Below are 24,066 nucleotides of genomic sequence, written 5' to 3'. Positions count from 1 at the left end.
GCTTGCGGTCAATCTCATAAGCATCACTATTCGACGGGTGACAGCATGTGCGGACGCTACTGGATCCACGAGTCAATTGATCACTACCTGAAGGAGCTCGCGCCAGAGCAGTTGGTGATCAACGGCTACGATCTTTGGCCAGTAGAGCGATACAACGTCGCACCCTCAACTCGGGTGGAAATTATTCGGCCAGTGGACGACCGATTGAGCGTTGATAAGGTGAAATGGGGGTGGTCACCATTTTGGGCGAAAGGAAAGCGTCCTGACCCGATAAACGCCAGGGTTGAAACAGTCATGAGCAGGAAATTCTTCAGTCAGCTCTGGCCAAACGGTCGTGTGCTTGCACCTGCAAACGGGTGGTTTGAGTGGGTCAAAGATCCGGCTGATTCAAAGAAAAAGCAGCCTTACTTCATAACCCTGAAAGAGCAGGCTCCGATGTTCTTCGCTGGTTTAGCTGAGGTTCACCAAGGCTTGGAGCCAGACCCTCGCGACGGCTTCGTCATCATCACCGCCGCCAGTGATCAAGGGATGGTAGATATCCATGATCGGAAACCGCTGGTTTTGGCCCCTGATCACGCCCGCGAATGGATCGCCTCAGATACTTCCCCTGAACGCGCGCGGGAAATCGCAATGAAACACTGCCGGCCTGCCACCGATTTTCATTGGTATAAGGTGAGCAAGGCTGTGGGTAGCGTTCGTAATCAGGGCCCAGAATTGGTTAAGCCGCTCTCAGGGGCGTCAGACGTCGATGGATGATCAACCTGAGTCGTACATCCAGTTGGCTGTAGATGTTGATGGACGGCAACTGGAGCGTTGCCCGGCCTGTCCATGAGTAGTTCTTGTCAGCTTTCATCAAGAACGGACATCGCTTAGATCAACCATCAGTTTTGACACCCGGCATACCTGAGACCGCCCAGGTCACGGCTGGTAATGTAGGGGGAATGTGGTGGGATTATTCGCCCCGAAGACTTGGACGCCATTGGCGTAGCCTGGCATAAATTGAGGACAAAATATGTTCAGAAAATCTCAGATCATCACCATCCCAGTACTGATCTCATCGGTACTCTTACTCACCGGCTGCCCGCCACCGGCGTCTTTCACCCAATGGAGACGTGCTTCGACCTCTGTAGAGGGCGTCAAAGCCGCAATGGCAGAATGTGGCGACCCTGTAGCAGGGCCACAAAACCATTTCCCAATAAACGAACAAATAATCCACTTTCAGTGAATGCAGCGTCTCGGTTTTACTCGAAAAGACGGCTTTGAATACTGCGACATAATGAAGAATATGCCGGCCTGTGTTGAAGAAAGGCAGGGGAGGCCGCTCAGCTTGTCCCAGCTCGAAGCGTTACCGTTTGTCGAAGACGAAGCATTTCACCCAATCAAGCCTAATTCAGGCCGGGATGAACGTATGCAGGTCTCATGGCGTAGAGCGGGAGCGTCACGCCATTTTTCATTCAAGGTAGCTAATGACAGCGAAGCCCTGCCGGTGATGTATGCGTGCGGCTATGCGAAGCCACTTGGGTCGAATCTGGACGTCGCTAGCATAGGGCGCACTGCAGAAGTGCAGCGTTGCATGATTGATCACGGCTTTGAGCCTAAAAATAAAATTATGCTGGTTTGCCAGACTTACCCACAAGTGACGGGCTGTTCGTCGACAATGCCACCGAGTTAAGCAGATGGAAGGCAGAGCCAAGAGGGGCTTGCTCGTGAGAAATAAGAGTTCCTAAGCGCACGACGTTCTGCCTCATGAGCCCAGCTAGGTCTTCTACATAGATTTAACCGACACCAGTTCCACGTACTTGTATTTCTTCCTAGCGGCTCTCACAGCCTCCTGCTCAGCAAGCAACGAGCTCAACGTATCAGCTTCGTGAATCAACTCGGTCATTTTTCCCTCAAATTCGTTTCCAACCCTGAGAGTGACCTTCAGCCTAGGCGTAAAAGCTTTTGCAGTTTTCTTATTCACTTGGGGAGCTGTTGCTGGCTTTTTAGGCACTACTTCTGGCACATGTTCCGATACTCGAGGAGCAGACACCTGCTCTTCGGGCTGAGGCGTACCGAATAGGGCACGACGCATTTCTTCTTCAGTTAATTCAGAGCTCATAGAACATCTCAAAGTGGGTGGTAATCAGCTCGACGAATTCTACTAGGATTGCTGCTCCAGCGTGGCCTCTGGAAGCATTTATGCCCACTGTGAATTCGGGCTACGTGCTCGCAACATTTCAACGTGGTAGTGGGCCTGATAGAGATAAAAATAATGCAACGTAAGCCAGGCTATTGAGGGCTTACTCACTCAATTCAGTACCAAAATGGAGCAGGCCACGGTTTATGGATATCGAATTTCGCGGTAACGGCAAGCGTGATAATCCGTCTGTAGGTACATGCGATGAGTACGGCGTGAGCGGGATTACCAGCTTTGACGATCTGACCGAAGCTCGTCGCAAGATTGCTGAGTCACACCCAGGCTTTAAACCTCTTTTCTCGCTGGATGATTTGCAGCAAGCTCGCTACACCTCCGGGCATGTGCGCAATAATTTAGGGATGGACGATGCATCGGAGCAGGAAATAGCGGGCTTGCCTCCAGAGTGCTTTGAGAATGGTGAATACATAGGCTATCCGACTACGAAAGCGGAGTTCGCAATCTGTCTTCGCAATTTCATGACCCTGGTTGCAGCCACGTCTTTCGAGGATGCTTGTACTCATGGTTTGACGCTAGATCAGCAGGCCCTCCAGGAGTGGATCGGTTACCAGAACAACCCTATCTCTCTTCTAGAGCAGCCTCTTTCAGCGCTCCTGGTACCCGTTCAGCAGTCCTGCCAGGCACTCGCGGCTTTTCCGAATGGCTATTTCACTTCGGATCTGGATCCCGCGAAAAACTTTGCCGTTGCGCGTCATTTTTCAGAAGCGCATGGGTATGAGTTGATGGGCGTAGGTGCTTCTTACATCGGCTTCATTCGTGCTGAACCGCCTGATACATCACTTGCTAACGTTATAGCCAAAGACTTCTGTGCGCTCTACAACACTAGCGATAAAGACCTACAGACACGCATTTCTGCAGTCGCACAGGCGGTCTCCGGTCGGACGTATCTGTGGCTCCGTTACGTGGAGTGAGCTTCGTGCGCAGCAAAAGCCCGGCTGAATAGATACCTGAGTTTGTGAGAGGTCTGGGGTTTTTGGAAGCCATGTAGGAGGGCATTTGCTTTGCGCTTTTTGTTCAGCCACGGCGGTGGTGCTACTGAGTCAAGCAAGATCTGACTGACTTACGTCTGGTGGCGAGCCGCTGTGCGCGGGCGGGCTGTCGTAAACCGAGCTCCCGCGTCCCGCCGTATCTCGGCCCTGCGGGCGTCCATCCTTCACGACTTCGGCTGTGCCAGCCCGCGCGCTCCGCTTGCTCCGGTTACTCAGTGTTTTCCGACGTACTGTGATTAAGCTGGAGTGGCGATCTCAGATTCCCAGCTGACTCGATCTAGTGGAAGGATCAGAGAGGTATCAGCTATTCAGTTTTCTTCGCACCCAACTGGGAAAGGCGGCCGTCAATGGACGAGAAGCTGAATCGGCCAAGTTGGTCTCAGTGAATATTCAATAACCCTAAAAAATGAAGCGCGAATTGTTATTAAAATCAATATTACTTGAGCTTAAGGTGATAAACATAAGAAACAATTTATCTAAGCTGCGCGTGAGAAAAAAATCTCAATAATCGGACTTGCTTGCCGATACATCTCCTGATCAATGGCACGCCTCAAGGTTAACCAGATCTCCCCTATCGAAGAGAAAGCTCTATGACTTGGTTCCTGAATTTACGCCTTGCGGCAAAACTGTCCATATCATTCTTGATATGCGCATTGATAACTATTGCGATTGGGCTCGTCGGGATGAACGGCAACTCACGGTTGGGCGACGCAATCTCATCTGTATTTAGCAATAATATAACTTCAATTAACAAGGTGAATGAAGCTCTGCAGCAAGTAATTTATCACAATAGAGATCTATACTTATTGCTGGCACAAAAAGCTGGTAATGCAACTGATGGGGAGCTCGCAGCCACTCAAAAATCATTATCTGACCGCCAGCGTGCTGTAGAGAAAGCATTCGCTATTTATCGTAGCACCCCGCTGCGCGATGACGAAAAGGCCTTAGGTGATAATTTCGAACGGGATTGGCCTGCTTATATAAAAGCGGGAGAAAAGTTCGCCAATACTTTGATTTCGGGGGATTTGCCAGGGGCGAGATTGCAACTGATAGGAGACGTCAGCGATAAGTACGGTTTCGCTGAGAAAGAAATGCTAGGGATAATTGCATCTAACAATGATCAAGCAGACGGTCTCCGAATTGAAAGCGATACTCTCATTCAAAGTTCTAAGCTAACGATGATTGCAGGTATGGTAGTCGCGTTCGTCCTAGCAATGGGCCTGGGTCTTCTTATCACGCGACTCATTACACGGCCACTCTCCTATGCAGTATTGGCTGCGGAGCGTATTGCAGATGGAGATCTTACGCAACGTATTGACGCAGGTAGCCAGGACGAAACCGGGAAATTACTGTCCTCACTAGATGGGATGCAGGCGAGCCTTAGAAGCACGATTCAAAATATATCCAGTGCATCAGATCAGCTCGCCTCGGCAGCAGAAGAACTGAGCGTCGTAACGGACGAGAGCACACGGGGTCTTACTCAGCAGAACAGCGAAATTGAACAGGCTGCTACCGCTGTAAATGAAATGACAGCTGCAGTCGATGAAGTCGCTCGCAATGCCGTTTCTACAGCAGAAATATCGCAAAGAACCAATCAAGACGCCATGGCTGGCAAAAGTAAGGTTGGAGAAGCTGTTGTAGCGATTGAAGGAATGGTTGGGGAAATCAACTCATCGAGCTCGCAGGTTCAAGAGCTTGCTCATCAGACGAAAGAAATCAGCAAGGTGCTTGAGGTCATCAGGTCGATTGCTGACCAAACCAATCTCCTAGCTCTGAATGCGGCCATTGAAGCTGCTCGAGCGGGCGAGCAAGGTCGCGGATTTGCAGTAGTAGCTGACGAGGTAAGAGCTTTAGCTCATCGTACCCAATCATCGACTATTGAAATCGAGGGGATGATTAACGCTGCTCAGACAAGTGCTACCTCTGTAGTAGAAACCATGACTAAGAGTCAGAGCCAGGCAAATAACACACGTCAGCTTGCGCAGGCCGCAGGCGTAGCACTGGAATCGATCACTGAGGGTGTAGCTGCAATCACAGAGCGCAATCTGGTAATCGCAAGCGCGTCAGAAGAACAGGCACAGGTTGCTCGTGAGGTAGATCGTAACCTCGTCAACATTCAAAGCTTGTCAGCTCAAACTGCTACAGGAGCACATCAGACAAATGCCTCGAGCCACGAGCTCTCAAGGCTTGCAGTATCCTTCAACCAGTTGGTAGCCAAATTTAAGCTTTAGATCCCACAGAAAAGTGCGCTTTTGCTGGCGCACTTTTCACCCTACGTTACACAGGCACTGGATAACCTTACGTTCTGAGACGGCCATTACCTGAACAAACAACGTAAACGTTTCGCACCCCTTCTTCGTCTCGCTGCAATGGGCCGTGCAGGTGACGCTCGCAATCGCAGCAACACGCATACCTGTGAGATGCTTCATCTCTAGCCAGGATCTAAAACCAGTTTCAAATTTCCGAATAAAACTTCTGCGCTGCTCGCGACGTCCACTGACGTAGTCACTGAAGGATTGCACATGATTGCTCGTTGGCGTTGGGTAACGAATCAACTCACCAAACGGCTGTGGTTCAGAGCCTCCCTATTCTCCCTTCTAGGGGTGGCTACGGCACTGCTCGCTGTTGTATTCAAAGACTTCATTCCGGAGTCATTGCCAGCGCGCATCGGCGCAGATGCCGTAGACAAAATTCTGGGGATCATTGCCTCCAGCATGCTGGCCGTCACGACCTTCTCGTTGAGCACCATGGTCACTGCTTATGGGGCCGCGAGCAGCGGAGTGACGCCGCGCGCAACCACCCTGGTGATGGAAGACACCACGACCCAAAATGCCCTTGCCACGTTTATAGGATCATTCCTCTTTAGCCTGGTAGGGATCATTGCATTGAGCACGGGTGCTTATGGCACGCAAGGTCGAGTGTTGCTTTTCGCAGTAACGATAATTGTGGTCATCCTGATCGTTTACACCCTCCTGCGCTGGATCGATCACCTGTCAAAGCTCGGAAGGGTTGGGGAAACCATCGACCGCGTCGAGAAGGCTGCGATAGAGGCAATCACTCAACGAGTCCAGTGGCCCTACTTGGGTGGCTCAGCTTACCCGACAGATCTGTCGCTACCCCCTGGCGCAATCACATTGAAAAGTGAGGCAACAGGTTATGTGCAACATATTGATGTTAGCGCACTTGGAGCCATCGCGCAGGAAGATCAAATACAGATTTATCTGGAGGTGCTTCCGGGGACATTTGTGCACGAAGGAATGCCGCTACTGCACATTGTGAACCTGGGCAACACGAGGAGCGGTGATACCGATACTACAAGAGAGAAGGTTCTAGCGACCCTGACTTTCGGCGTCCGTCGAACCTTTGAAAATGATCCACGCTTCGGACTTTGTGTGCTCTCGGAAATCGCTTCTCGCGCCTTATCGCCTGCAGTGAACGACCCAGGGACAGCCATCGATGTCATTGGCCGGGGAGTGAGGACTTTAACTTGCTGGAGCAAGCCTCACGTCCCTAGCTCGCAAACGGATCAAGGCTGTAAACAGGTCTTTCTCCGAGGATTGACGGTTGATGATCTGTTTGATGATTTCTTTGCTCCGATCAGTAGGGACGGCGCAGCTTTGCTGGAAGTTAACGTGCGCCTGTTGAAAGCCCTCATCAGTCTCGCTGAAATAGACCCAGCGATCTTTAAAGATGCCTGCTACAGGCACGTGGATCTTCTGATCACTCGTGCAGAGACCACCTTAGCGCTGCAGCATGAGAAGGATCAACTGAACTCTCTGGCTAGAACGATGACACGATAAGGTCTATCGAGCTGGATTCTTTGGTGCAGCAGCAGCTTCTGCATTCTCGAGAAAGCCTCGCGCCAATTGCTGATACAGCTCAGGGCCCATTCTTGAACTTACAGCCTTGGCGATCAGGGCTACCGCCATGAGACTGATCACCATACTGTGGCTATCAATCATCTCCATCACAATGATTGCTGAGGTGATTGGCGACTGAGTAACGGCAGCCAGAAATCCGACCATGCAGAGTGCAATAGTGGGCTGCGCGGCCAGATGGAATAGCTCTGCGGTATTGGCGCTGACTGCGGCCCCTACAGCGAGCGAAGGGGCAAAAATACCTCCTGGAATACCAGAGAAGTAAGTCACTACGGTCGCGAGGAAGCGAGTAATGGGGGCGTGCCACGGCAGCACTATATCGGATGCGATGACCTGAGAGGTAATGCCGTAGCCACTACCGAATGACATTCCGCCACTCAACCAACCTAATATTGCGACGACCAATCCACAGATGCCGGCAAACCACACTGGATGTAGGCGCCGCCATTGCCAGATGATGAAGCGTGGATGCCGCTGCGGCCATAACAACATTCGGCTAAATAAACCACCCAATAGCCCACATCCAATCCCGATTACTAACGCCGGGAGAACGATGTCGAGGTTGATGTCCTGAATACCGAAATGGCCGAAATAGTTGTAGTTTCCCTGCAAGGCAATGGCAACCATCCCAGAAAGGATAATGGTGCTGAGAAGAACCCCGCTGGTACGGGTCTCCAGCTTGCGTCCAAGTTCTTCCACCGCGAATGCGATCCCTGCCAAGGGCGTATTGAATGCAGCCGCTATACCCGCTGCACCTCCCGCCAGAATGAGATCCTCGCTGCGTACGATTCGCGCATTGGGCAGGAAGCGGTGAAAGAAGTGCATGATGGATGCAGCAACCTGAACCGAGGGGCCTTCACGCCCCGCCGAAAAGCCACCCGTCAACGCCAGAGTTCCAAGGCCTACCTTGGCGAAAGCAATTCGCAGTGAAACCAGTCTCTCAATGGGTTTACCTTGACGCGCGAGTCGTGTTGCTGCGATTACCTGAGGAATTCCGCTGCCTTGGGCACCCATAAAAAAGCGCGTTGTCAGCCAAACTACGAGCATGCCTATCAGTGGAGTATAAATAAGAGGAAGCCACGCTCGCTCTGCGGTCTGTTGGGCAAACTGAGCCAGGGCTATGTCCGCGAGCCTTGCAAAAGCCACCACCAGCAAGCCGGCAATGGTTGCTGCGATCCATAACGTGACCCTGGTGCGCCAACGCATGGAGGCGAAGCCTCGGCGTAACAGCATTATCGGTTTGATCACCCGAGGGGCTCCCCTTGAAGTCGCCATATTTGAAAGCAAGACTAACCAAATAAACGGCTCGTTCCAAACAGCCTTGGGAGCCCCGTACGACAGGCTCCTTTACGCTTATGGGGCTTCACCTATCCACCTCGTACTTGATCGACGAGTGGTTCGCAGGAATCTCGATAAAGGTGAAGAAATCATAGGGAATAGCATTGCCTGCGAGGATGTTTGCGTAGCTCATTTTCATAGCTCCGAAGGTGTGGAAGTGGTCGCATTGGACAGAGCTTTCCCTAGGTTACCCATTTCGATTGGCGTCTTTGTGAAAAACACTGATATGTCCTCAGACTCGAAGCGCTTGTTCGACCTGCTTACTCAGATAAATCTCAAGACTCCAGCCTCACGCTAAGTGTCAGCTGTCCGCTTGGCTGTGTACGCAAAGATTTGCCGGCAAGGAGCTCTGCAGGGGTGAAATAGATCGCCACTCGCTCCGATTCGACCAACATGTAAAGTGCAACCGCGTCTACTGTGATTTGGATAGCTTTCGATAAATCCAGCATGCCATGACTTCGTAATCTGTCCAGCGATGTTGATTAGGAGCTGAAGCAGTAGAACGAGACTGTATGTAAGTTCGGATGTAATTTATGGTGTAATCTTCTAGTATCACACCCATCGAGAATTTCCATGTCTAAACTCGCTGAATTCCGTCAACTCGAAAAACACCTCGCCGAGCAGCTCCAGGCTCTCGAAGCCCTCAAGGGCGACGCAGGCCTTAAGAAAGAAATCGAATTCGAAACGAAGCTGCGCGATTTGCTCTCAAAATACGGTTACAGCCTGAAGGAGGTGATCAATCTGCTCGATCCACAAGCTGGTCATCGCGCTCCAGCCGCCCAACCGCAATCGGGAACCCGTAAGCCACGCCAAGTGAAGGTCTACAAGAACCCTCACACCGGCGAAGTCGTAGAGACGAAAGGCGGCAACCACAAGACCCTGAAAGAGTGGAAAGCTGAGCACGGCTCCGACACCGTGGAATCCTGGCTGACCAAGTGATTTTGGTTTAAGTACAAAAGGGCCTTTCGAGGCCTTTTCCTTTGGTGTTGAGGTGAATCAACGTCGCCTTAATTGACTAAACAACGTCGACCAAAATTGACTGACGTCGAGCAAGGAAGCGTTCCCACACTTCTGGATTTAGCAAGTGAGGCGGTCGCTCACCGTTCAACATTAAAGAGATTTGGTTTGCCGATGAGCGAGCCACGTTTTTGCGCCCACCATGGCTAACGCCAGCGGTGTGATAGCTAGCAACGACATTGCATAAGCTAAGTAACGGCGCGTCGCGGCGGGGAGGCTCTTCCTCCCAAACATCTAGGCCAGCGCCACGCAAATGTCCCGCCTTCAATGCTGAGTAAAGGGCTGCCTCCTCGTGAATCCCACCCCGTGCTGTGGAGAGAAAGATGGAACCTGGTTTCATCATAGCAAACTGATCTGCACCCATCATATGTCGAGTCTGAGTTAGAAGAGGGCAGTGCAGGGAGACGTAATCGCTACGCTGGAGCAACGTCTCTAACGTTACAGGCTTAGCACCCCGAGAGCGGATCTGATCCTCGCTCAACAGTGGGTCATAAGCCAACACTTCCAAACCAAAACCTTTTGATATCCTCGCCGCGCAAGTACCGATTGCACCTAGGCCAATAAGTCCGATGGTGCCACCAAAAATTTCGTCTCCCATCAAGTCTTCACGACTGAAGCCGGTTTCGTGATGCAGCTTATTGTCAGATTCAACAATGCGTTTGACCACTGCCAAAAGCAGCGCAAAGGTATGCTCCGCCACCGAGTTGGCATTCGCGCCAGCTTGGTTCACAACAGCAATGCCGGCTTCAGTGCATGCCTGCACATCGACAGTGTCGTAACCCGCGCCACCAGCCGATACGCATAGTAGTTTCGGGCAAGCCTTGATCAACTCTGCACCCACGAACCAGCGTTTGGGCAATTCGTCTTTGGCTGCTGAGACATGGTAGGCGTGCGCCTCCGCCAAAGTGTTTGCAGTAACGCAATCATCCGGGTTACGCGATAAAATCTGCAGTGTTAACCGCGATTTATCCGTAATGAGTTCATCGAATATTGGGTTTATCCATAAATCGAGACGGCAGACACGGGCATGGGAAGAAGTGGTCATGCTTATATTGTCCTATCGAAAACTGCTAGGCTGTCGAAGATTTTTGAAAAAAAATGCATCGTAGCTAAAAAGCATTTATCCCTTACATAGTGCAAATTTCTAAGATTTTTCCTTTTCAACTGACGCCTCTCGTGCACTTTCAGTTGAAATTACAGTAAGGAGTGATCAATGTGGCTTCATGGTTTTAGTCAGTATTTCTTGCTTTCAGCTTCGCTGGCGCACAACTAAACTTCGCTTAGGAATTCTCTAGTCAAAGTATCGAATCCCACAACGCCTAGTAATCCGAGGTCGCGTCGGAGTTCTTCGATTATCAAGGTAATTGCATGGTCAACACCTGAGCGTCCAGCAATGGATGCTGCGTAGTTGAAAGGACGGCCTATAAACACCGCCTTCGCCCCTAACGCCATTGCCTTCATCACGTCAGTGCCTCTTCGAACGCCACTGTCGATCATGACAGGCAACTCGCCGACAGCATCCAGTACTAGGGGAAGTACCTGCAGAGGCGCCACGCTTCCATCTAGCTGCCTGCCGCCATGGTTCGAAACGATAATTGCGTCCACGCCGAGATTTTTCGCGGTGAGCGCGTCCTTAGCATTCAGTATCCCTTTGATTATTAACTGACCTCTCCAGGATTTACGAATTTCAGCGACATGCGTCCAATTTAGATGGCCCCGATCAGCGAAATCACGCAATACGCTCGAGGATAGGATAGGAGCTCCTCGGGTCGCGTAATTGTTCTCAAAGTGTGGCATTCCATGGTGAAACAAAGTGCGCAGGAATGTGCAAACTAACCATCTAGGATGAGTGATCCCTTGCAAAGCAAGCGACAAACTGGGTCGTAGGGGCGTGGAAAATCCGGCCCGGACATTGTTTTCACGGTTTGCTGCTACCGGGGTATCGACAGTGAGAACCAGAGTTTCTACTCCTGCGCTCCGAACGCGATCGATCAAAGCAGCAATCTGTAAGGCATCACCCGGCAGGTAGGCTTGGAACCAAGTCTGCGGTGCTTTGGACATCACCTCTTCGAGCCGTATGAGCGAGGAACCGCTCATGATCGAAGGAATGTTTGCGTTTGCTGCCGCTTCTGCCAAAACCACGTCGCCACGATAGCTAGTCAATGCAGCAATTCCCATGGGCGCAATTCCTACAGGTGCGGCATAAGCTTTGCCGAGGATATTTACCGAGGTGCTTCGCTGTGACACGTCTACAAGCACATTAGGGCAGAAAGCATATTTTGAGAAAGCGGTGCGGTTGAGCGCCGCGGACACGCCATCCTCTACCGCGCCTGCCACGTATGCAAAAAGGGGCTTGGGTAGAACTTTCCGAGCTGCGTGTTCAAAATCTTCAAGGCTGAGGATGTGCCGAATGGAGACTTTCATTTTGAACTCCTCATTTCCCATTTTTTTTCATCCCACCACAAGGCTGGGGAAGATGTGAGAGGACTATAAGATTTCGAAGAAATTGAATAAAGTGAATTAATTAATGATCCATTGTTCGCTTTTACTATCTGTCAAGGGGCGGAGATGACGCTGAAGCAATTAGAAGCTTTCTACTGGGCTGCGACGTGCAGCAGCTTTGCCATCGCTGCTGGACGACTAAATATTACTGTTTCGTCGCTATCCAAGCGCATAGCAGAATTAGAAATGTCATTGGGCACTGAACTGTTCAATCGCACGGCGCGGAGCGCAACGCTCACGACTGTTGGAGAGCAAATGATTCCTCATGCAAAGGATTTGCTGGGGAACGCCGACCAGTTTTTGAGATATGCCAACAGCCAAATGTCGCTATCGGGAAGATGTCGCTTCGGGGTTGGAGAGTTGACGTCTTTAACGTGGATGCCAGACCTGATCGCACAAATACAGGCTTATCACCCGGATTTATTGATAGAGCCTATAGTTGGTGTCGGGCAAGACCTTGAACGCGGATTGGAGGATGGTGAGTTGGATTTCGCGATCATTGCCGGCCCTTCAACGCGGATTTCAATTGCCTCCCACATTATTGGAAAAGCCGAGTTTACGTGGGTAGCTTCTAATGATTTTTCTGAGCAGCCAGCCTCACTGGAGGCAACGGATCTGCCGGACATCACCTTGATCACGTTACCGCAAGGCGCAGGAACTGTGCGATTGATCGATCATTGGCTTTCAAATTTGAGAACGTCCCCAGCACGAATTTTGAGTTGTCAAAACTGGGGAGGCGTTGCAGGTTTGATTCGGAGGGGCTTAGGGGTGGGTTTTTTACCAGAGGCTTGGGCAGAGTCTTTGATTGCTCGAGGACAGATGGTTCACCTGGACAAATTTGCACGATTGAGCCCTCTCCAATATACCTTTCAATGGAGAAGAGACGATTCGCGACCGATGATTCAGAGCATCCGTGAAATAGCTTCGGACACTATCGACTTCCATTCGCCCACTTGTCTAATCTGAGCCTAGTGGATCGGTTACGCATGAACTTAGTCAGGAAACAGCGTCTCAGTGAGACGCGTGGTCTCACCAATCTGACTGAAATTTCACAGGTCAGACCTGCACTTAATCAGCGCATATCAAATTTTTCAGGGTTGGTGAGAGACCGAGCACTTCTGTGGGGTTGGCCTACCCATATCAATACAAGCATCGCGGGTTTAGCTTAGCTGAATTAGCATCAGTACTAGCGCGTGCCCAGGTTCGGCCTTGTGAAAGAATAGTGAATTTTCGGGATGTGCTCTGGGTGGCAGCTCACAGTCAGAGCCGCCCCAGACAAGCGAATATTCGTATTCACTGGTCGTAGACCACTATCGAGTGCCTCTTTTCTTCGGATCTGGAGTAATAATTTCAGCGAATTTTTTAACCTAAATGTTCGCTTTTTCTCAAATAAACAATCAGTTTTTATTCGTGATCTGAGTATTCCTCATGGAACACATGAAAAAAACGAATAATCTATTATGAAAATTTATCGCTAAAATCACTGTGTTGAATCAGGTAAGAATGAAGGATAACTTCAAAAACAATCTGGTAAATCATGGAAAACCGAATCCTGCCTGTAGCAAAAAAAACTGGATTTAGATGGGTCGTCGCTGGGCTCATCTTCTTGATATACACGATCGCGGCAGCAGATAGAGCGAACCTAGGTGTTGCGCTGCCATTCATACGAAAAGAATTTCCAATGACGAACGCTGAGGCGGGCGCATTGATCAGTATGTTTCTGCTGGCATATGCGCTCGCTCAATTGCCTTCAGGATTTGCAGCTAGTCGATTCGGCGTACGCAAAATTTTCTCTTTTTCGATGATTGCCACTTCCATTTTTACGGGATTAGTAGGCACGGTCAGTTCTGTAGTTGCGCTTAAGCTTTATCGAATGGGTTTGGGTTTTGCGGAGGGGCCGCTTCCGGTTGGCATTACATCGACAATTAATAATTGGTTCCCTGCAAGTGAAAAAGGTACTGCTACAGGCATTTTTCTTGCGGCAGTTAAGTTTGGGCCGGTCATCGTACCGCCCATCTGCGTAGCCATAATGGCTGTATGGGGATGGCGAGAAATATTCTATTTCTTCGCTGTGCCAGGCATCATCCTTGCGGTGGTTTGGTATTTTTTAGTCACAAACCATCCATCCGAGAGCCGCTTCGTCAGTGCGGCAGAGCTTGAACACATAACTAATGATACAAATAACAAGATTGAATCAAAGTCCAAAGCCGATGCTCGTTCGTTCGCCGGATTGGACAAATTTATTCGCGCTAAACAGGTCGCTCCTATAGCAACCACACGTGAATTATTCCGATCGTGGAACCTAATGGGATGTGCACTGGGTTATTGCTTTCAGCTAGGGATTTCTAGCGTCTTATTGGCATGGATCCCAACGTATTTGGTCACTGTGAAAAATTACTCGCTCGTTAATATGGGGTTTGTCGCAGCAGCGCCTTGGGTAGGGGCTGTTTGTGGGAACATTCTCGGTGGAATTATCTCGGACAAGCTTCTCGGTAAACGTAGAAAACCAGGGATGTTGATTTCTGCACTGGCTACATCAGGGATGATGTATGCACTCATTAACTCTCCAGATGATCCGGCATTGTATGGGGCACTTCTGTTCATGACCGGACTTTTACTCAGCATCGGGTTTTCCTCTTACATGGTATACCCAATGGGAATGGCGACCAAAAAGACTTTTCCAATAGCTAGTTCGATTGTAAATATGGGAGGGCAGTTAGGAGGCGCAGCTACACCATTTTTGACGGGTCTGCTATTGGACAGCTATGGATGGAACGAGGTATTTCTATTCATGGCTATAAGTTCGTTCATAAGCTTTGTGCTTTTATTGACTATAGCAGAGCCTGTTGCAGTTATGGAAACTCCCGGGTCGAACGCGCCATTTGATCCCGTTACCAATAAGCCCTAAGTGCAGAGAGTATCTTGATTGAATCCAATTGCGGATTGTGCCCGTAGTGGCTCCGAGCCAGAGTTGGTATAGCCCAAGGGGAGGATATTGATGTTGTCGTAGGACAAAGACAATAGCTATTGCCGCTTGTTCACGTAATTTAAGCGTGGACGGTTGTCCTCGAGCACAGGGCATCGTTCGAAAGTCAGCTCCGACTGCGCTCCTGCTCCAAAAAAAATAAGCGTCGAGACACTCGAAACCGCGCCCGGCCAGGGTTGGGTGGGAGCGGATCGAGCGCTATCCAAACATAAGATCTGCGGGAGTGTCCTAACACAGACATTCGCACCTTTGCTTCATCGGTGTGCATTACATGATGACCAATTACATCATCACTCAGCGTATCGACAAGAGGTAGCAACTGCCTCGCTTTCGAGGCCGGTGGTGTTTGGCGAGGCGTACTTCGCGGCAACTCCAATGGATCAAGGGTTACGACTTGCAGGCACTGCCAAGTTTTGCAAAGCAGAAGCCTTGCCAAACATGAAACGTGCGCACATGTTACAGAGTGTTGCCAGACGATACTTGCCCGGTCTGCCTCTAAGGCGAATGATCCTTGGATGGGGGTTAGGCCGTCGCTCCCCGATGGATTTCCAGCGATCGGGCAAGTGAAAAAAGAGCCTGGATTATTCTACGCGTTGGCCATGCCCATAATGGACTGACTACATCCTCTTTTACAGCTTATTGCGTTGCGTTATTAGTTGACTCCTGGGAAGCGCCTATTGATGTAGACCCATTCAATTACAGTCGATTCGAATAAGGAATATAGGATGAAATGCTAACGCCTCAAATAGAATTTTATTGCTTTATAGGTCAGTCTGCCTGTAGTCGTGCGGCGTAGCGCTAATTGCTCTTCCTTTTTTTGTTATAGTCAAGAGGTTTCGGTAGCTAAATATTACTCTGTCACGCCTTAATTTAACTACGGTGCGCGTTCTAGGAACCTGTCATTGTGCAGGTAAATGGGGTCGTGGCGTCTGAGGGTAACCTTGTCGCAACGAAGTGATCTTGACATAAAGCAATACCCGTTCCAAGGGTGCTGAACCTTTGCGGCGATATGTAGCCGTACTTTTAGTAGTTCATCCTTTGCTAGGCCGACGCAGGCGTCATGGGGTAGGTGCCCACCACGTGACTCTGCACCAACTTACCCTTCTTGTGATTGTTTATGCACCGATGCGGAACACTCTCCCAGTCGCCTTCTCGTTTGGAGAAGACCTGTTGATATCTTGGCAACTGGCCTGATCTTAAATTGCGCTAACATCGAGCCGGGCGATTTTTTATGTCTGTGTTACTGCAACGCAAGGATAAACATTGAGACTGAAGGCTGTGTTGTTTGGACTATTAAAGTCTTTCATAGATAAGTGCTAAGTATGCTTGGTGCAGCGATATTAGAGTCACTAGGATTCGCTAAAAATAATAATAACTTGTGAGGTGATGCAAGGTGCTTATTTTAAAAACAAAAGAAAAAGCCGGCTTCGAGAGCTCAGCAATAGGAGAAAATAAACTCATATCCATCGAAGTTACGATCGAAACAGACGCGCCTGCGGCAGACGGCATTAACAACTTGTTAGTCATAACCTCGGCGATATCAGCCCCTAATAGTGTGATGTCGCCATGAGTCGAATGCATTAAAAAGTGGCGGTATCAGCGGAAGAATCAAGTTCATCCAATTTGGTATTGATTTTAATTCCAGCATTGGTTTGTTATGTCCGATGTAAAAAACTAATAATAATTTGAGCGATTTGTATGATTAAAAAAGAGATTGCGGCAACTGTAGCGCTTGGATGTTTTGCGCTGAGCACTAATGCTTTTGCTGATTTTCTAAGTGATAGCAAGGCCACGCTGGGCATGAGAAATTACTACTTCAATAATGACAACCGCGATGGAGTGGCTGCACCTTCAAAAACTGAAGAGTGGGCTCAAGGCTTCATGTTGGATTATAAGTCTGGCTACACCGATGGCACGATAGGGTTTGGTATTGATGCCCTAGGATTAATGGGTGTCACCTTGGACAGCGGTAAAGGGCGACATGTTGGCAGTACCATGATTCCTTCCGAAAGCGACAATCGCGCTGTCGACCAGTGGAGTCGTCTAGGACTGACCGGAAAGGTCAAAATATCCAAGACTGAACTACGCTATGGCACTCTGATTCCGAAACTGCCGATCCTGGTCGCAAACGATGGACGCGTGCTTCCCCAAACCTTCGAAGGGGGACAGATCACATCCGGCGAATTCAAGGATCTGACCCTGATCGGCGGTCGAATTGAACATGCAACGGGCCGCGGTTCGACCGATCAGACGGGGTTGGCTGCAATGGGCGGCACGCGTGAAAGCGACCATTTCGACTTTGGCGGGGGTGATTGGAAGGTCACGAAAGACCTGACTGCTCAGTATTACTACGCGAACCTAGACAACTACTACAATCAGCAGTTTTTTGGCCTTCTCCACACTCTGACTATCGCGGACGACCAATCGCTGAAAACGGATCTGCGCTACTTTAAAACAGACTCATCAGGTAAAAATAGCTCTGGTACATCAGGTTATCGCATCAGTGGTTACACCAAAAATGGCGATGGTGAGATCGACAACCGCACTTGGAGTGCCACGCTGATTTACACTCTGGGTGGTCACGCGATCACTGCTGGTTATCAAAGCGTTTCAGATGGTAGTAGTTTCACTCAACTCAATCAGGGTAGTTTAGCTGGCAAAGGCGCCGGTGGCACCAGCTTATACCTTTATACCGATCGGTTGATACAAAGCTTCAATCGCGCTGGAGAGAGGACGTCATTCGGTCAGTACGCCTATGACTTCGCTGCTATGGGTCTTCCCGGTTTAAAAGCCTCGGTGATGTACCTTTCTGGGGACAACATTAAAACCACATCTGGCGATAATCAGAAGGAGTGGGAAAGGGATATCAGCTTAGACTACATCTTACAGTCGGGTACGTTTAAAGGTGTAGGTCTGGGCTGGCGTAATGGTAAATCAAATAGCGAGGCTTCTCGTGACCAGGATCAAAATCGAGTTACTGTAAGTTACAGCATTCCGCTTATGTGAAAATTTGTTAAGCGAAATATGCACATCTTGAGGTTGTTTGTCTGACAATCTTTGTCTCAACGCTGACTTCTAGTCAGCGTTTTTTTTGTGCGAAAGACATGGTTAGACTACGGTAACTACACCACTGATTCTTGGCCATCGTTTCCTACACAACCGCCAATCTCTAAAGTACGTATCCCCGCAGAGCCATTGACAAGGGCGCACCCTATGCTTAGGAAATGCTGGTCGATCGATTGGCGGACTACAGGAAAATAATTGGCATGTACTCAATGTATGGTTGCTAACTGGTTATTACCAACGACCAAGTGAATCTGCGGCGGACTCTCCTAATGCTAGCGCCGTTATTGGTTAGGTGGTTGCCTTGGCCTTGTTGATCCACTAATACCATAAGCTCTGCCGTAATAGCACACGCAGATTTTCGGATTGTTTTTCTAAAACTGTAACTTCGGTTTCCGTCTATGCAGAAATGCTTCTAAGACTATCTCAACAGCCAATGCTCTCATGGCGGTTAGGCGGCGGAAGCTCAAACCTCCTTTTAGTCAATGGGCCTTACCTTCCTTTTTAAGAGGCTCTAGGCTTTTACTAGGTTGTTATTGTTGAGTTTTAGAGATATTTTCAGATGCCTATGTTCGCTTTTTTTCATGGAGATTCGCTGTGATCACACTCAAACAACTGGAAGCCATTTATTGGATCGTCGAGCTGGGAAGCTTTGAGGCTGCATCCATGAAGCTAAATATGTCTCAGTCGGCGATCTCGAAACGCGTTCAAGAAATGGAGGATGCGTTCGATGTCCAGATATTTGATCGCACGAAACGCAGCGCTAGGTTGACAGAGAAGGGTACAGAATTGTTCGAGTATGCGGCGGACATGTTACGCCAGCGCGACTACCTTTTGGAGCGCATCAGCTCCAAGGAAGTGCTCGTCAGGCGTTTTCGTCTGGGCGTCACCGAGTTGACTGCGCTGACATGGCTTCCCGCTCTGATCGAAAGTATACGGAAAGCATATCCACTGGTGGTTCTTGAACCTTCTGTAGAGTTAAGTTCCGAGCTCTTCAAGAAATTAGTGGACGACCAGCTCGATCTGATTATCGTACCGGATGTTTTTGACGATGCTAGGTTTGTCGCTACACCACTGCAGGCTGTAGAGAACTCTTGGATGTGCGCACCTCATCTTTACGATGGGAGTGAATCTGTGAATCTGCAAACCTTGGCGGCATTCACTGTACTCACGCAGGGCGGCAGTTCGGGAACAGGTTTAGTGTATGACCGTTGGTTTGCGCAGCATGACGTTCGTTTCAATCGTACGATAATTAGTAACTATCTGGTCGCTCAAGTGGGTTTAACATTATCCGGTATAGGTATCAGCTACCTCCCTAGAGCATGCCTGTCACCTCTGGTCGACCAAGGTTTGCTTAAGGTCATTGAAACACAGCCACGACTTCCTCACGTTCGTTATGCCGCAATTCATCGCGCAGATCGACTTCAAGGGCTAAGCGTAGAGGTAGCCAAGTTGGCCGTGCAATGCTGTAACTTCAGCAGGATGCTTATGCAAGGTAAGACCTAATTTTAACTCATGAAAAAAGGAGATGTTTTGACATCTAAAAATATCGCTAAAAGTATCTCCACCGCTTTCTTAAGATCGACATGCAGCCCCGATGGCTTTTCTCTTTTTGGAGGTTTACATGTCTTTGCCAGGTACTCGCATTCTTTCTTCACCAGCTTTGGCACCCCAAGCGGTCGTAGATGCTTTTCGTGATGTCGTTACCCCACATATCAGCGACAATCTGAACCGCCATATCGGTGCTCGTGGTCTGAATCGTTATAACCGAACCGGCAAGCTGGTCGGTACTGCGCTGACGGTCAAGACGCGCCCAGGCGACAACCTCTATATTTACAAGGCCCTGACAATGATTGAGCCAGGGCATGTGCTTGTAATTGATGCGCAGGGTGATCATAACAACGCGGTAATCGGTGAACTAATCAAGCTTTATGCCGAGCAGCGCGGATGTGTAGGTTTCATTGTTGATGGCGCCATTCGGGACGTCGCAGCTTTCGAACATACGCCTTTGTACGCCCGAAGCGTCGTACATTGCGGCCCCTACAAAACCGGCCCAGGTGAAATTAATGTGCCGGTATCTATCGGCGGCATGATCGTAAATCCTGGCGACATCATTGTTGGTGACGAAGACGGCTTCGTTGCTTTTGCGCAAGAGGATGCGGCTGAAGTCTTGCGCAAGGCCAAGCAGCACGAAGCTCATGAGGAGGAGGTGAAGGCCGAAATAGCTAGCGGTAACGTTTACCAGTCTTGGCTCGATAAAGTGCTGAAGAGCAATGGTTTGGCCAATTGAGGGTAGATATCATGAGCAAGAGTTTTTTATCCCAACGTGTACTTGGCATCGACCCATCTCCTAGCATTGCAGCTAATGCATTGGTAACCCAATTACGTGCGCAAGGCCGTAATATCGTTAACTTCACGATTGGTGAGCCTGACTTGGACACTCCAGATCATATTCTGGACGCCGCTCATAGAGCGATGGCTAACGGTGACACTCATTACACCCCCACTAGCGGCACGTTGGCGTTGCGTAAAGCTATTGTTCAGAAACTTGAGCGTGACAATGGAGTGGGATATTCCCTCGATGAAGTCATCGCGGGCTGTGGTGGTAAGCACATCATCTATCACGCGTTGGCGGCGACTTTAAACGCCGGCGATGAGGTGATCGTTCACACACCATACTGGGTCTCTTATCCTGACATCGCGAGGCTGAACGATGCTACACCGGTGATTATTCCAGGTAATGAGTCCAACGGTTTCAAATTAAAACCTGAGGAGTTGGACGCCGCTATTACTCCGAATACTAAATGGGTTATTCTCAACACACCTAATAATCCAAGTGGTGCAGTCTATAGTGAAGCGGAGTTGGTAGCTCTGGCTGTAATTCTCCGTAAGTACCCTCACGTATTGATCATGTCTGATGAAATTTACGAGCACTTTGTGTACGGGGATGCTAAACATATCTCCTTCGCAAAAGCCGCTCCAGATTTAAAAGATCGAATTCTTATCCTCAACGGGGCTTCCAAAGGTTACGCAATGACCGGTTGGCGTTTGGGGTTCGGTGCAGGCCCTAAGTTTCTCATCGTTGCTATTGCTAAACTCTTATCGCAAACGACCACTTGTCCCAGTTCTATTAGCCAGGCAGCTGCAGTGGCTGCGTTCGCGGGCGATCAAAGCCCTATCGCTAAGATGCGTGAGGTCTACATTGAGCGTCGCCAGCGAATGCTGGATCTACTGAAGGATGTGAAAGGTGTGAGCTGCACGCCACCGGACGGTGCCTTTTATGTCTACGCAAATGTGTCGGGATTAATAGGCCTGAATACGCCTGGTGGCAAGACTATTGAAACTGATACCGACCTTGTGAATTTCCTCCTTGAAGATGAGGGTGTAGCTACTGTAAGTGGAGAGGCTTATGGAATGTCACCTTATGTTCGTTTGAGTTTTGCCAGCGCGATGGATGTGATTGAGGATGGTTGTTCGCGGTTTCGGCGTGCTTGTGAAAAGCTGAGTTAAACAATCCTAAGTATTGTGGACTCTCGCAGGCTCTTTCTGCTAACGCTTAATTGGGCCTGTTATTAGTTACTGCCTATAATAAAATTTATATATCACAGAGGCACTACATGCATAAGTCACGTATTCCATTAGTACTGCAAATTATGATTGGTTTGTTTGCTGGTATTGTTGTGGGTGCTCTTCTACATCAGTATCCAGAGTTACGACCGTGGCTGATTGGCAACGTATTGCAACCCGCCGGTGATATTTTTATTCGACTTATGAAAATGATAGTGGTTCCGATTGTGTTCGCATGCATGGTCGTCGGTATTGCAGGTAATGGCGATGGTAAGTCATTAGGTCGAATTGGAACAAAAACAATTTTGTATTTTTTTGCAGTTACTACTTTGGCAATTATCGTAGGCCTGATAATTGGTAATATCCTCCAGCCCGGAGCTGGGACTGATCTTGCAAGTTTGAAAGCTGTTGAAGTTAACGTAGCCCAGGGTGCAACCAGTCATGGCTTTGCACAGGTATTAGTGAACATAATTCCTGACAATATCGTTGACGCCATGGCGAAAGGGAGTCTACTGCCTGTTCTGTTTTTCGCGGTAATGTTTGGGTTCGGAGTTTCTAAACTTGATGAAGAAAGGAAAAAGCCCCTTGTAGATACTCTGCGCGCAGTCTCCGAGGCTATGTTCAAGGTTACATCTATGATCATGGCTTACTCGCCAATTGGTGTTTTCGGAATGATAGCAGTGACGGTGGCTAATTTTGGCTTTAGCTCCTTGTTTCCACTGCTTAAACTTATTATGGTTAGTTACATTGCAATACTTTTTTTTGCAATTGTAGTTCTTGGTGGTATCGCGCGATTTGCAGGAATCAATTTATTTGCGTTGATCAGACATATCAAGGACGAACTAATTCTGGCTTTCTCTAGTGCCAGCTCTGCCGCGGTCATGCCACAGTTGATGGTTAAGCTTGAAACGTTTGGTGCGTCACGGTCTCTTGTAAGCTTCGTGGTGCCTATAGGCTACTCTTTCAATCTCGATGGAGCGTCACTGTTTTTAGGCATTGGTACACTTTTTGTAGCCCAATTGTATGGAATTGATTTGACTTTATCCCATCAGGCATTGTTGGTGGTAACAATGGTTCTTACTTCAAAAGGTGCAGCAGGTGTACCGGGTTTCATGTTTGTAATCTTGTCTGCCACTCTTGCAAGCGCAGGTCTTCCCTTGGAGGGGATTGCATTTATTGCTGGCGTTTACCGCCTTATGGATATGCCCACAACTGCTCTAAATGTACTGGGTAATGCTCTTGCTCCATTAGTGATTTCCAAATGGGAAGAGCGTCGTAATCCCTTAAAAGAAGAATGTAATTTTCAACGTTAATGTCACAAGGTGTTTTATAGATAGAGGTTGACTCAACAGTTGAAGCTTGAATTTTCAGGCTTCAACGTTTTGGCGCAAAAGAAGTTTTTGCGTTCTTAAGTGTGTCGGAATATCGTTTGTTAATGATGCTTAGCCACTACAACTTAAAAGGCCGGCGATAATAATGAATTTGCGCTTTTCTCATAAAATAATGCTGGTCACTTCGGTGGTTGTGTCAATAGCATTCGCTGCATTTGCCAGCTTTAATTCGTATATTCAAAAAGAAAACATACGAAATAGCCTAGAAGCATCACTGGTAGAAGTAGGAAAGCTCACGGCGGAAAATATTTCTTATTGGATAGATGCGCGCGTCAAGCTGATTGACTCTGCCGTTCAGAGTGCGGAAAAAAACAGCAGTGACGACGCATTGCAATCTTTGCTAGAGCAAAAAATATTTAAGGACGTTTTTGATAAGATTTATTACGGTGAAGAAAGTCGCAAGTTTACTATTAGGCCGATCCAGATTATGCCTGCTGGCTATAATCCTAGCTCCAGACCCTGGTACCAAGCGGCTGCCAATGCAGGTTATACAGTACTTACACCACCATACATATTTTCCACGACAGGGACTCTCGGGGTTACCGTTGCGGCGCCTCTAATGCGCAACAATAAGCTATCGGGTGTGCTAGCGGGTGATCTTGCACTTTCGACTCTGGTGAGAATCATCACTTCCCTGAATGCTGGTGGTCTGGGTGAGGCCTTATTAGTTGATGAAGAAGGTAAGGTCTTGGTGAGTCCCAGGCCAGATGAAACGTTGAGGAATATCAAAGAGGTGTTCCCGAAGAATACTCCTACTGTTGCGCCTGGGTTTAGTAATACTGAGCGCCTTGGGCGTTCCCAAATTGTGCTCTTCACTCCAATTAAAGGTGTCGAATCCATTAAGTGGTATTTGGTGTTATCCATTGACGCTGAAAAGGCTTTTGCTCCTGTCGGTCGATCCCGCGATATCGCTCTAATCGCCGCGTTAGTCGCCGTCGTAGTAATCATAGTTACACTTGGACTGTTGATGAGTGCATTACTGGCTCCTTTGCGCGTACTTACTCGTGCAATGGGTGACATTGCGGAGGGTGAGGGGGATCTTACACAACGATTGCCTCAACGCAGCAGAGACGAATTTGGTTTGTTAGCAAATGCATTTAATCGATTTATCGAGCGCATACACGGCTCAATTCATGAG

The 24,066-nt window shown here is 49.0% G+C and carries 17 protein-coding genes and 3 pseudogenes; 15 read left to right on the top strand and 5 right to left on the bottom strand.

Annotated features, from left to right (window positions below; translation table 11 throughout):
- Positions 1–45: 45 nt before the first annotated feature.
- Positions 46–756 carry an SOS response-associated peptidase gene (locus PseAD21_RS12435; RefSeq protein ID WP_102355925.1) on the top strand — a complete coding sequence of 237 codons (711 nt, stop codon included), beginning with the start codon at positions 46–48 and terminating at the stop codon, positions 754–756.
- A gap of 469 nt (positions 757–1,225) precedes the next feature.
- Positions 1,226–1,672 carry a hypothetical protein gene (locus PseAD21_RS12430; protein WP_256588137.1) on the top strand — a complete coding sequence of 149 codons (447 nt, stop codon included), beginning with the start codon at positions 1,226–1,228 and terminating at the stop codon, positions 1,670–1,672.
- A 93-nt stretch (positions 1,673–1,765) separates the two neighbouring features.
- Here the strand turns inward: PseAD21_RS12430 and PseAD21_RS12425 are convergent, their stop codons facing one another.
- Entirely contained in the window at positions 1,766–2,101 is a 336-nt protein-coding gene (locus tag PseAD21_RS12425; RefSeq protein WP_102355924.1) for a hypothetical protein, read from the bottom strand.
- A 224-nt stretch (positions 2,102–2,325) separates the two neighbouring features.
- Between PseAD21_RS12425 and PseAD21_RS12420 the strand changes: the two genes are divergently transcribed.
- The 4 genes and pseudogenes from PseAD21_RS12420 to PseAD21_RS12410 all read left to right on the top strand — a co-directional run bounded on the left by PseAD21_RS12420 (position 2,326) and on the right by PseAD21_RS12410 (position 6,986).
- Complete coding sequence (locus PseAD21_RS12420; protein WP_102355923.1) at positions 2,326–3,108, top strand: DUF4253 domain-containing protein; 783 nt, start codon at positions 2,326–2,328, stop codon at positions 3,106–3,108.
- A 668-nt stretch (positions 3,109–3,776) separates the two neighbouring features.
- Positions 3,777–4,559: pseudogene (locus PseAD21_RS30295) on the top strand (MCP four helix bundle domain-containing protein); the annotation flags it as partial.
- The gene (locus PseAD21_RS30290) at positions 4,554–5,417 is read left to right on the top strand and encodes a methyl-accepting chemotaxis protein (RefSeq protein WP_371318556.1); all 864 of its coding nucleotides are present in this window, start codon (positions 4,554–4,556) and stop codon (positions 5,415–5,417) included. The pseudogene PseAD21_RS30295 and the gene PseAD21_RS30290, both read left to right, overlap by 6 nt.
- 291 nt (positions 5,418–5,708) lie before the next feature.
- The gene (locus tag PseAD21_RS12410) at positions 5,709–6,986 is read left to right on the top strand and encodes a DUF2254 domain-containing protein (protein ID WP_102355921.1); all 1,278 of its coding nucleotides are present in this window, start codon (positions 5,709–5,711) and stop codon (positions 6,984–6,986) included.
- A 3-nt stretch (positions 6,987–6,989) separates the two neighbouring features.
- On the opposite strand, the gene PseAD21_RS12405 is transcribed toward PseAD21_RS12410, so the two are convergent.
- Entirely contained in the window at positions 6,990–8,312 is a 1,323-nt protein-coding gene (locus PseAD21_RS12405) for a chloride channel protein (RefSeq protein WP_102355950.1), read from the bottom strand.
- Between the two features lie 118 nt (positions 8,313–8,430).
- Positions 8,431–8,535, bottom strand: a pseudogene (locus PseAD21_RS12400) (inorganic pyrophosphatase); the annotation flags it as partial.
- A gap of 440 nt (positions 8,536–8,975) precedes the next feature.
- Here PseAD21_RS12400 and PseAD21_RS12395 point away from each other — a divergent pair.
- Entirely contained in the window at positions 8,976–9,341 is a 366-nt protein-coding gene (locus tag PseAD21_RS12395; protein ID WP_102355920.1) for a histone-like nucleoid-structuring protein, MvaT/MvaU family, read from the top strand.
- A gap of 76 nt (positions 9,342–9,417) precedes the next feature.
- Here PseAD21_RS12395 and PseAD21_RS12390 read toward each other — a convergent pair whose 3' ends face one another.
- Positions 9,418–10,464 (bottom strand): hydroxyacid dehydrogenase, encoded by a 1,047-nt coding sequence (locus tag PseAD21_RS12390; RefSeq protein WP_102355919.1) that lies wholly within the window; start codon positions 10,462–10,464, stop codon positions 9,418–9,420.
- Positions 10,465–10,688: 224 nt separating this feature from the next.
- Entirely contained in the window at positions 10,689–11,843 is a 1,155-nt protein-coding gene (locus PseAD21_RS12385; RefSeq protein ID WP_102355949.1) for an alpha-hydroxy acid oxidase, read from the bottom strand.
- A gap of 144 nt (positions 11,844–11,987) precedes the next feature.
- Here PseAD21_RS12385 and PseAD21_RS12380 point away from each other — a divergent pair, with 144 nt between their 5' ends.
- From PseAD21_RS12380 to PseAD21_RS30285, 8 genes and pseudogenes are all read left to right on the top strand, one after another.
- A complete protein-coding gene (locus PseAD21_RS12380) occupies positions 11,988–12,887 on the top strand; it encodes a LysR family transcriptional regulator (protein WP_102355918.1) in 900 nt (299 codons plus the stop codon).
- Positions 12,888–13,458: 571 nt separating this feature from the next.
- The gene (locus tag PseAD21_RS12375; protein WP_102355917.1) at positions 13,459–14,829 is read left to right on the top strand and encodes an MFS transporter; all 1,371 of its coding nucleotides are present in this window, start codon (positions 13,459–13,461) and stop codon (positions 14,827–14,829) included.
- A gap of 1,776 nt (positions 14,830–16,605) precedes the next feature.
- Complete coding sequence (locus PseAD21_RS12370) at positions 16,606–17,913, top strand: OprD family porin (protein WP_102355916.1); 1,308 nt, start codon at positions 16,606–16,608, stop codon at positions 17,911–17,913.
- Between the two features lie 654 nt (positions 17,914–18,567).
- On the top strand, positions 18,568–19,476 hold the full coding sequence (locus PseAD21_RS12365) for a LysR family transcriptional regulator (RefSeq protein WP_102355915.1): 909 nt from the start codon (positions 18,568–18,570) through the stop codon (positions 19,474–19,476).
- 118 nt (positions 19,477–19,594) lie between these two features.
- Positions 19,595–20,260 carry an RraA family protein gene (locus PseAD21_RS12360; RefSeq protein ID WP_102355948.1) on the top strand — a complete coding sequence of 222 codons (666 nt, stop codon included), beginning with the start codon at positions 19,595–19,597 and terminating at the stop codon, positions 20,258–20,260.
- Positions 20,261–20,271: 11 nt separating this feature from the next.
- Positions 20,272–21,480, top strand: a complete 1,209-nt coding sequence (locus PseAD21_RS12355) for a pyridoxal phosphate-dependent aminotransferase (RefSeq protein ID WP_102355914.1) — start codon at positions 20,272–20,274, stop codon at positions 21,478–21,480.
- Positions 21,481–21,587: 107 nt separating this feature from the next.
- Positions 21,588–22,850, top strand: a complete 1,263-nt coding sequence (locus PseAD21_RS12350; protein WP_102355913.1) for a cation:dicarboxylate symporter family transporter — start codon at positions 21,588–21,590, stop codon at positions 22,848–22,850.
- A 163-nt stretch (positions 22,851–23,013) separates the two neighbouring features.
- Positions 23,014–24,039, top strand: a pseudogene (locus PseAD21_RS30285) (cache domain-containing protein); the annotation flags it as partial.
- Between the last annotated feature and the right edge of the window lie 27 nt (positions 24,040–24,066).

It is taken from the genome of Pseudomonas sp. AD21, assembly GCF_002878485.1.
In the GTDB taxonomy this organism is placed as follows: Bacteria; Pseudomonadota; Gammaproteobacteria; order Pseudomonadales; family Pseudomonadaceae; genus Aquipseudomonas.
This window is presented reverse-complemented; position numbering and strand designations above follow the sequence as displayed.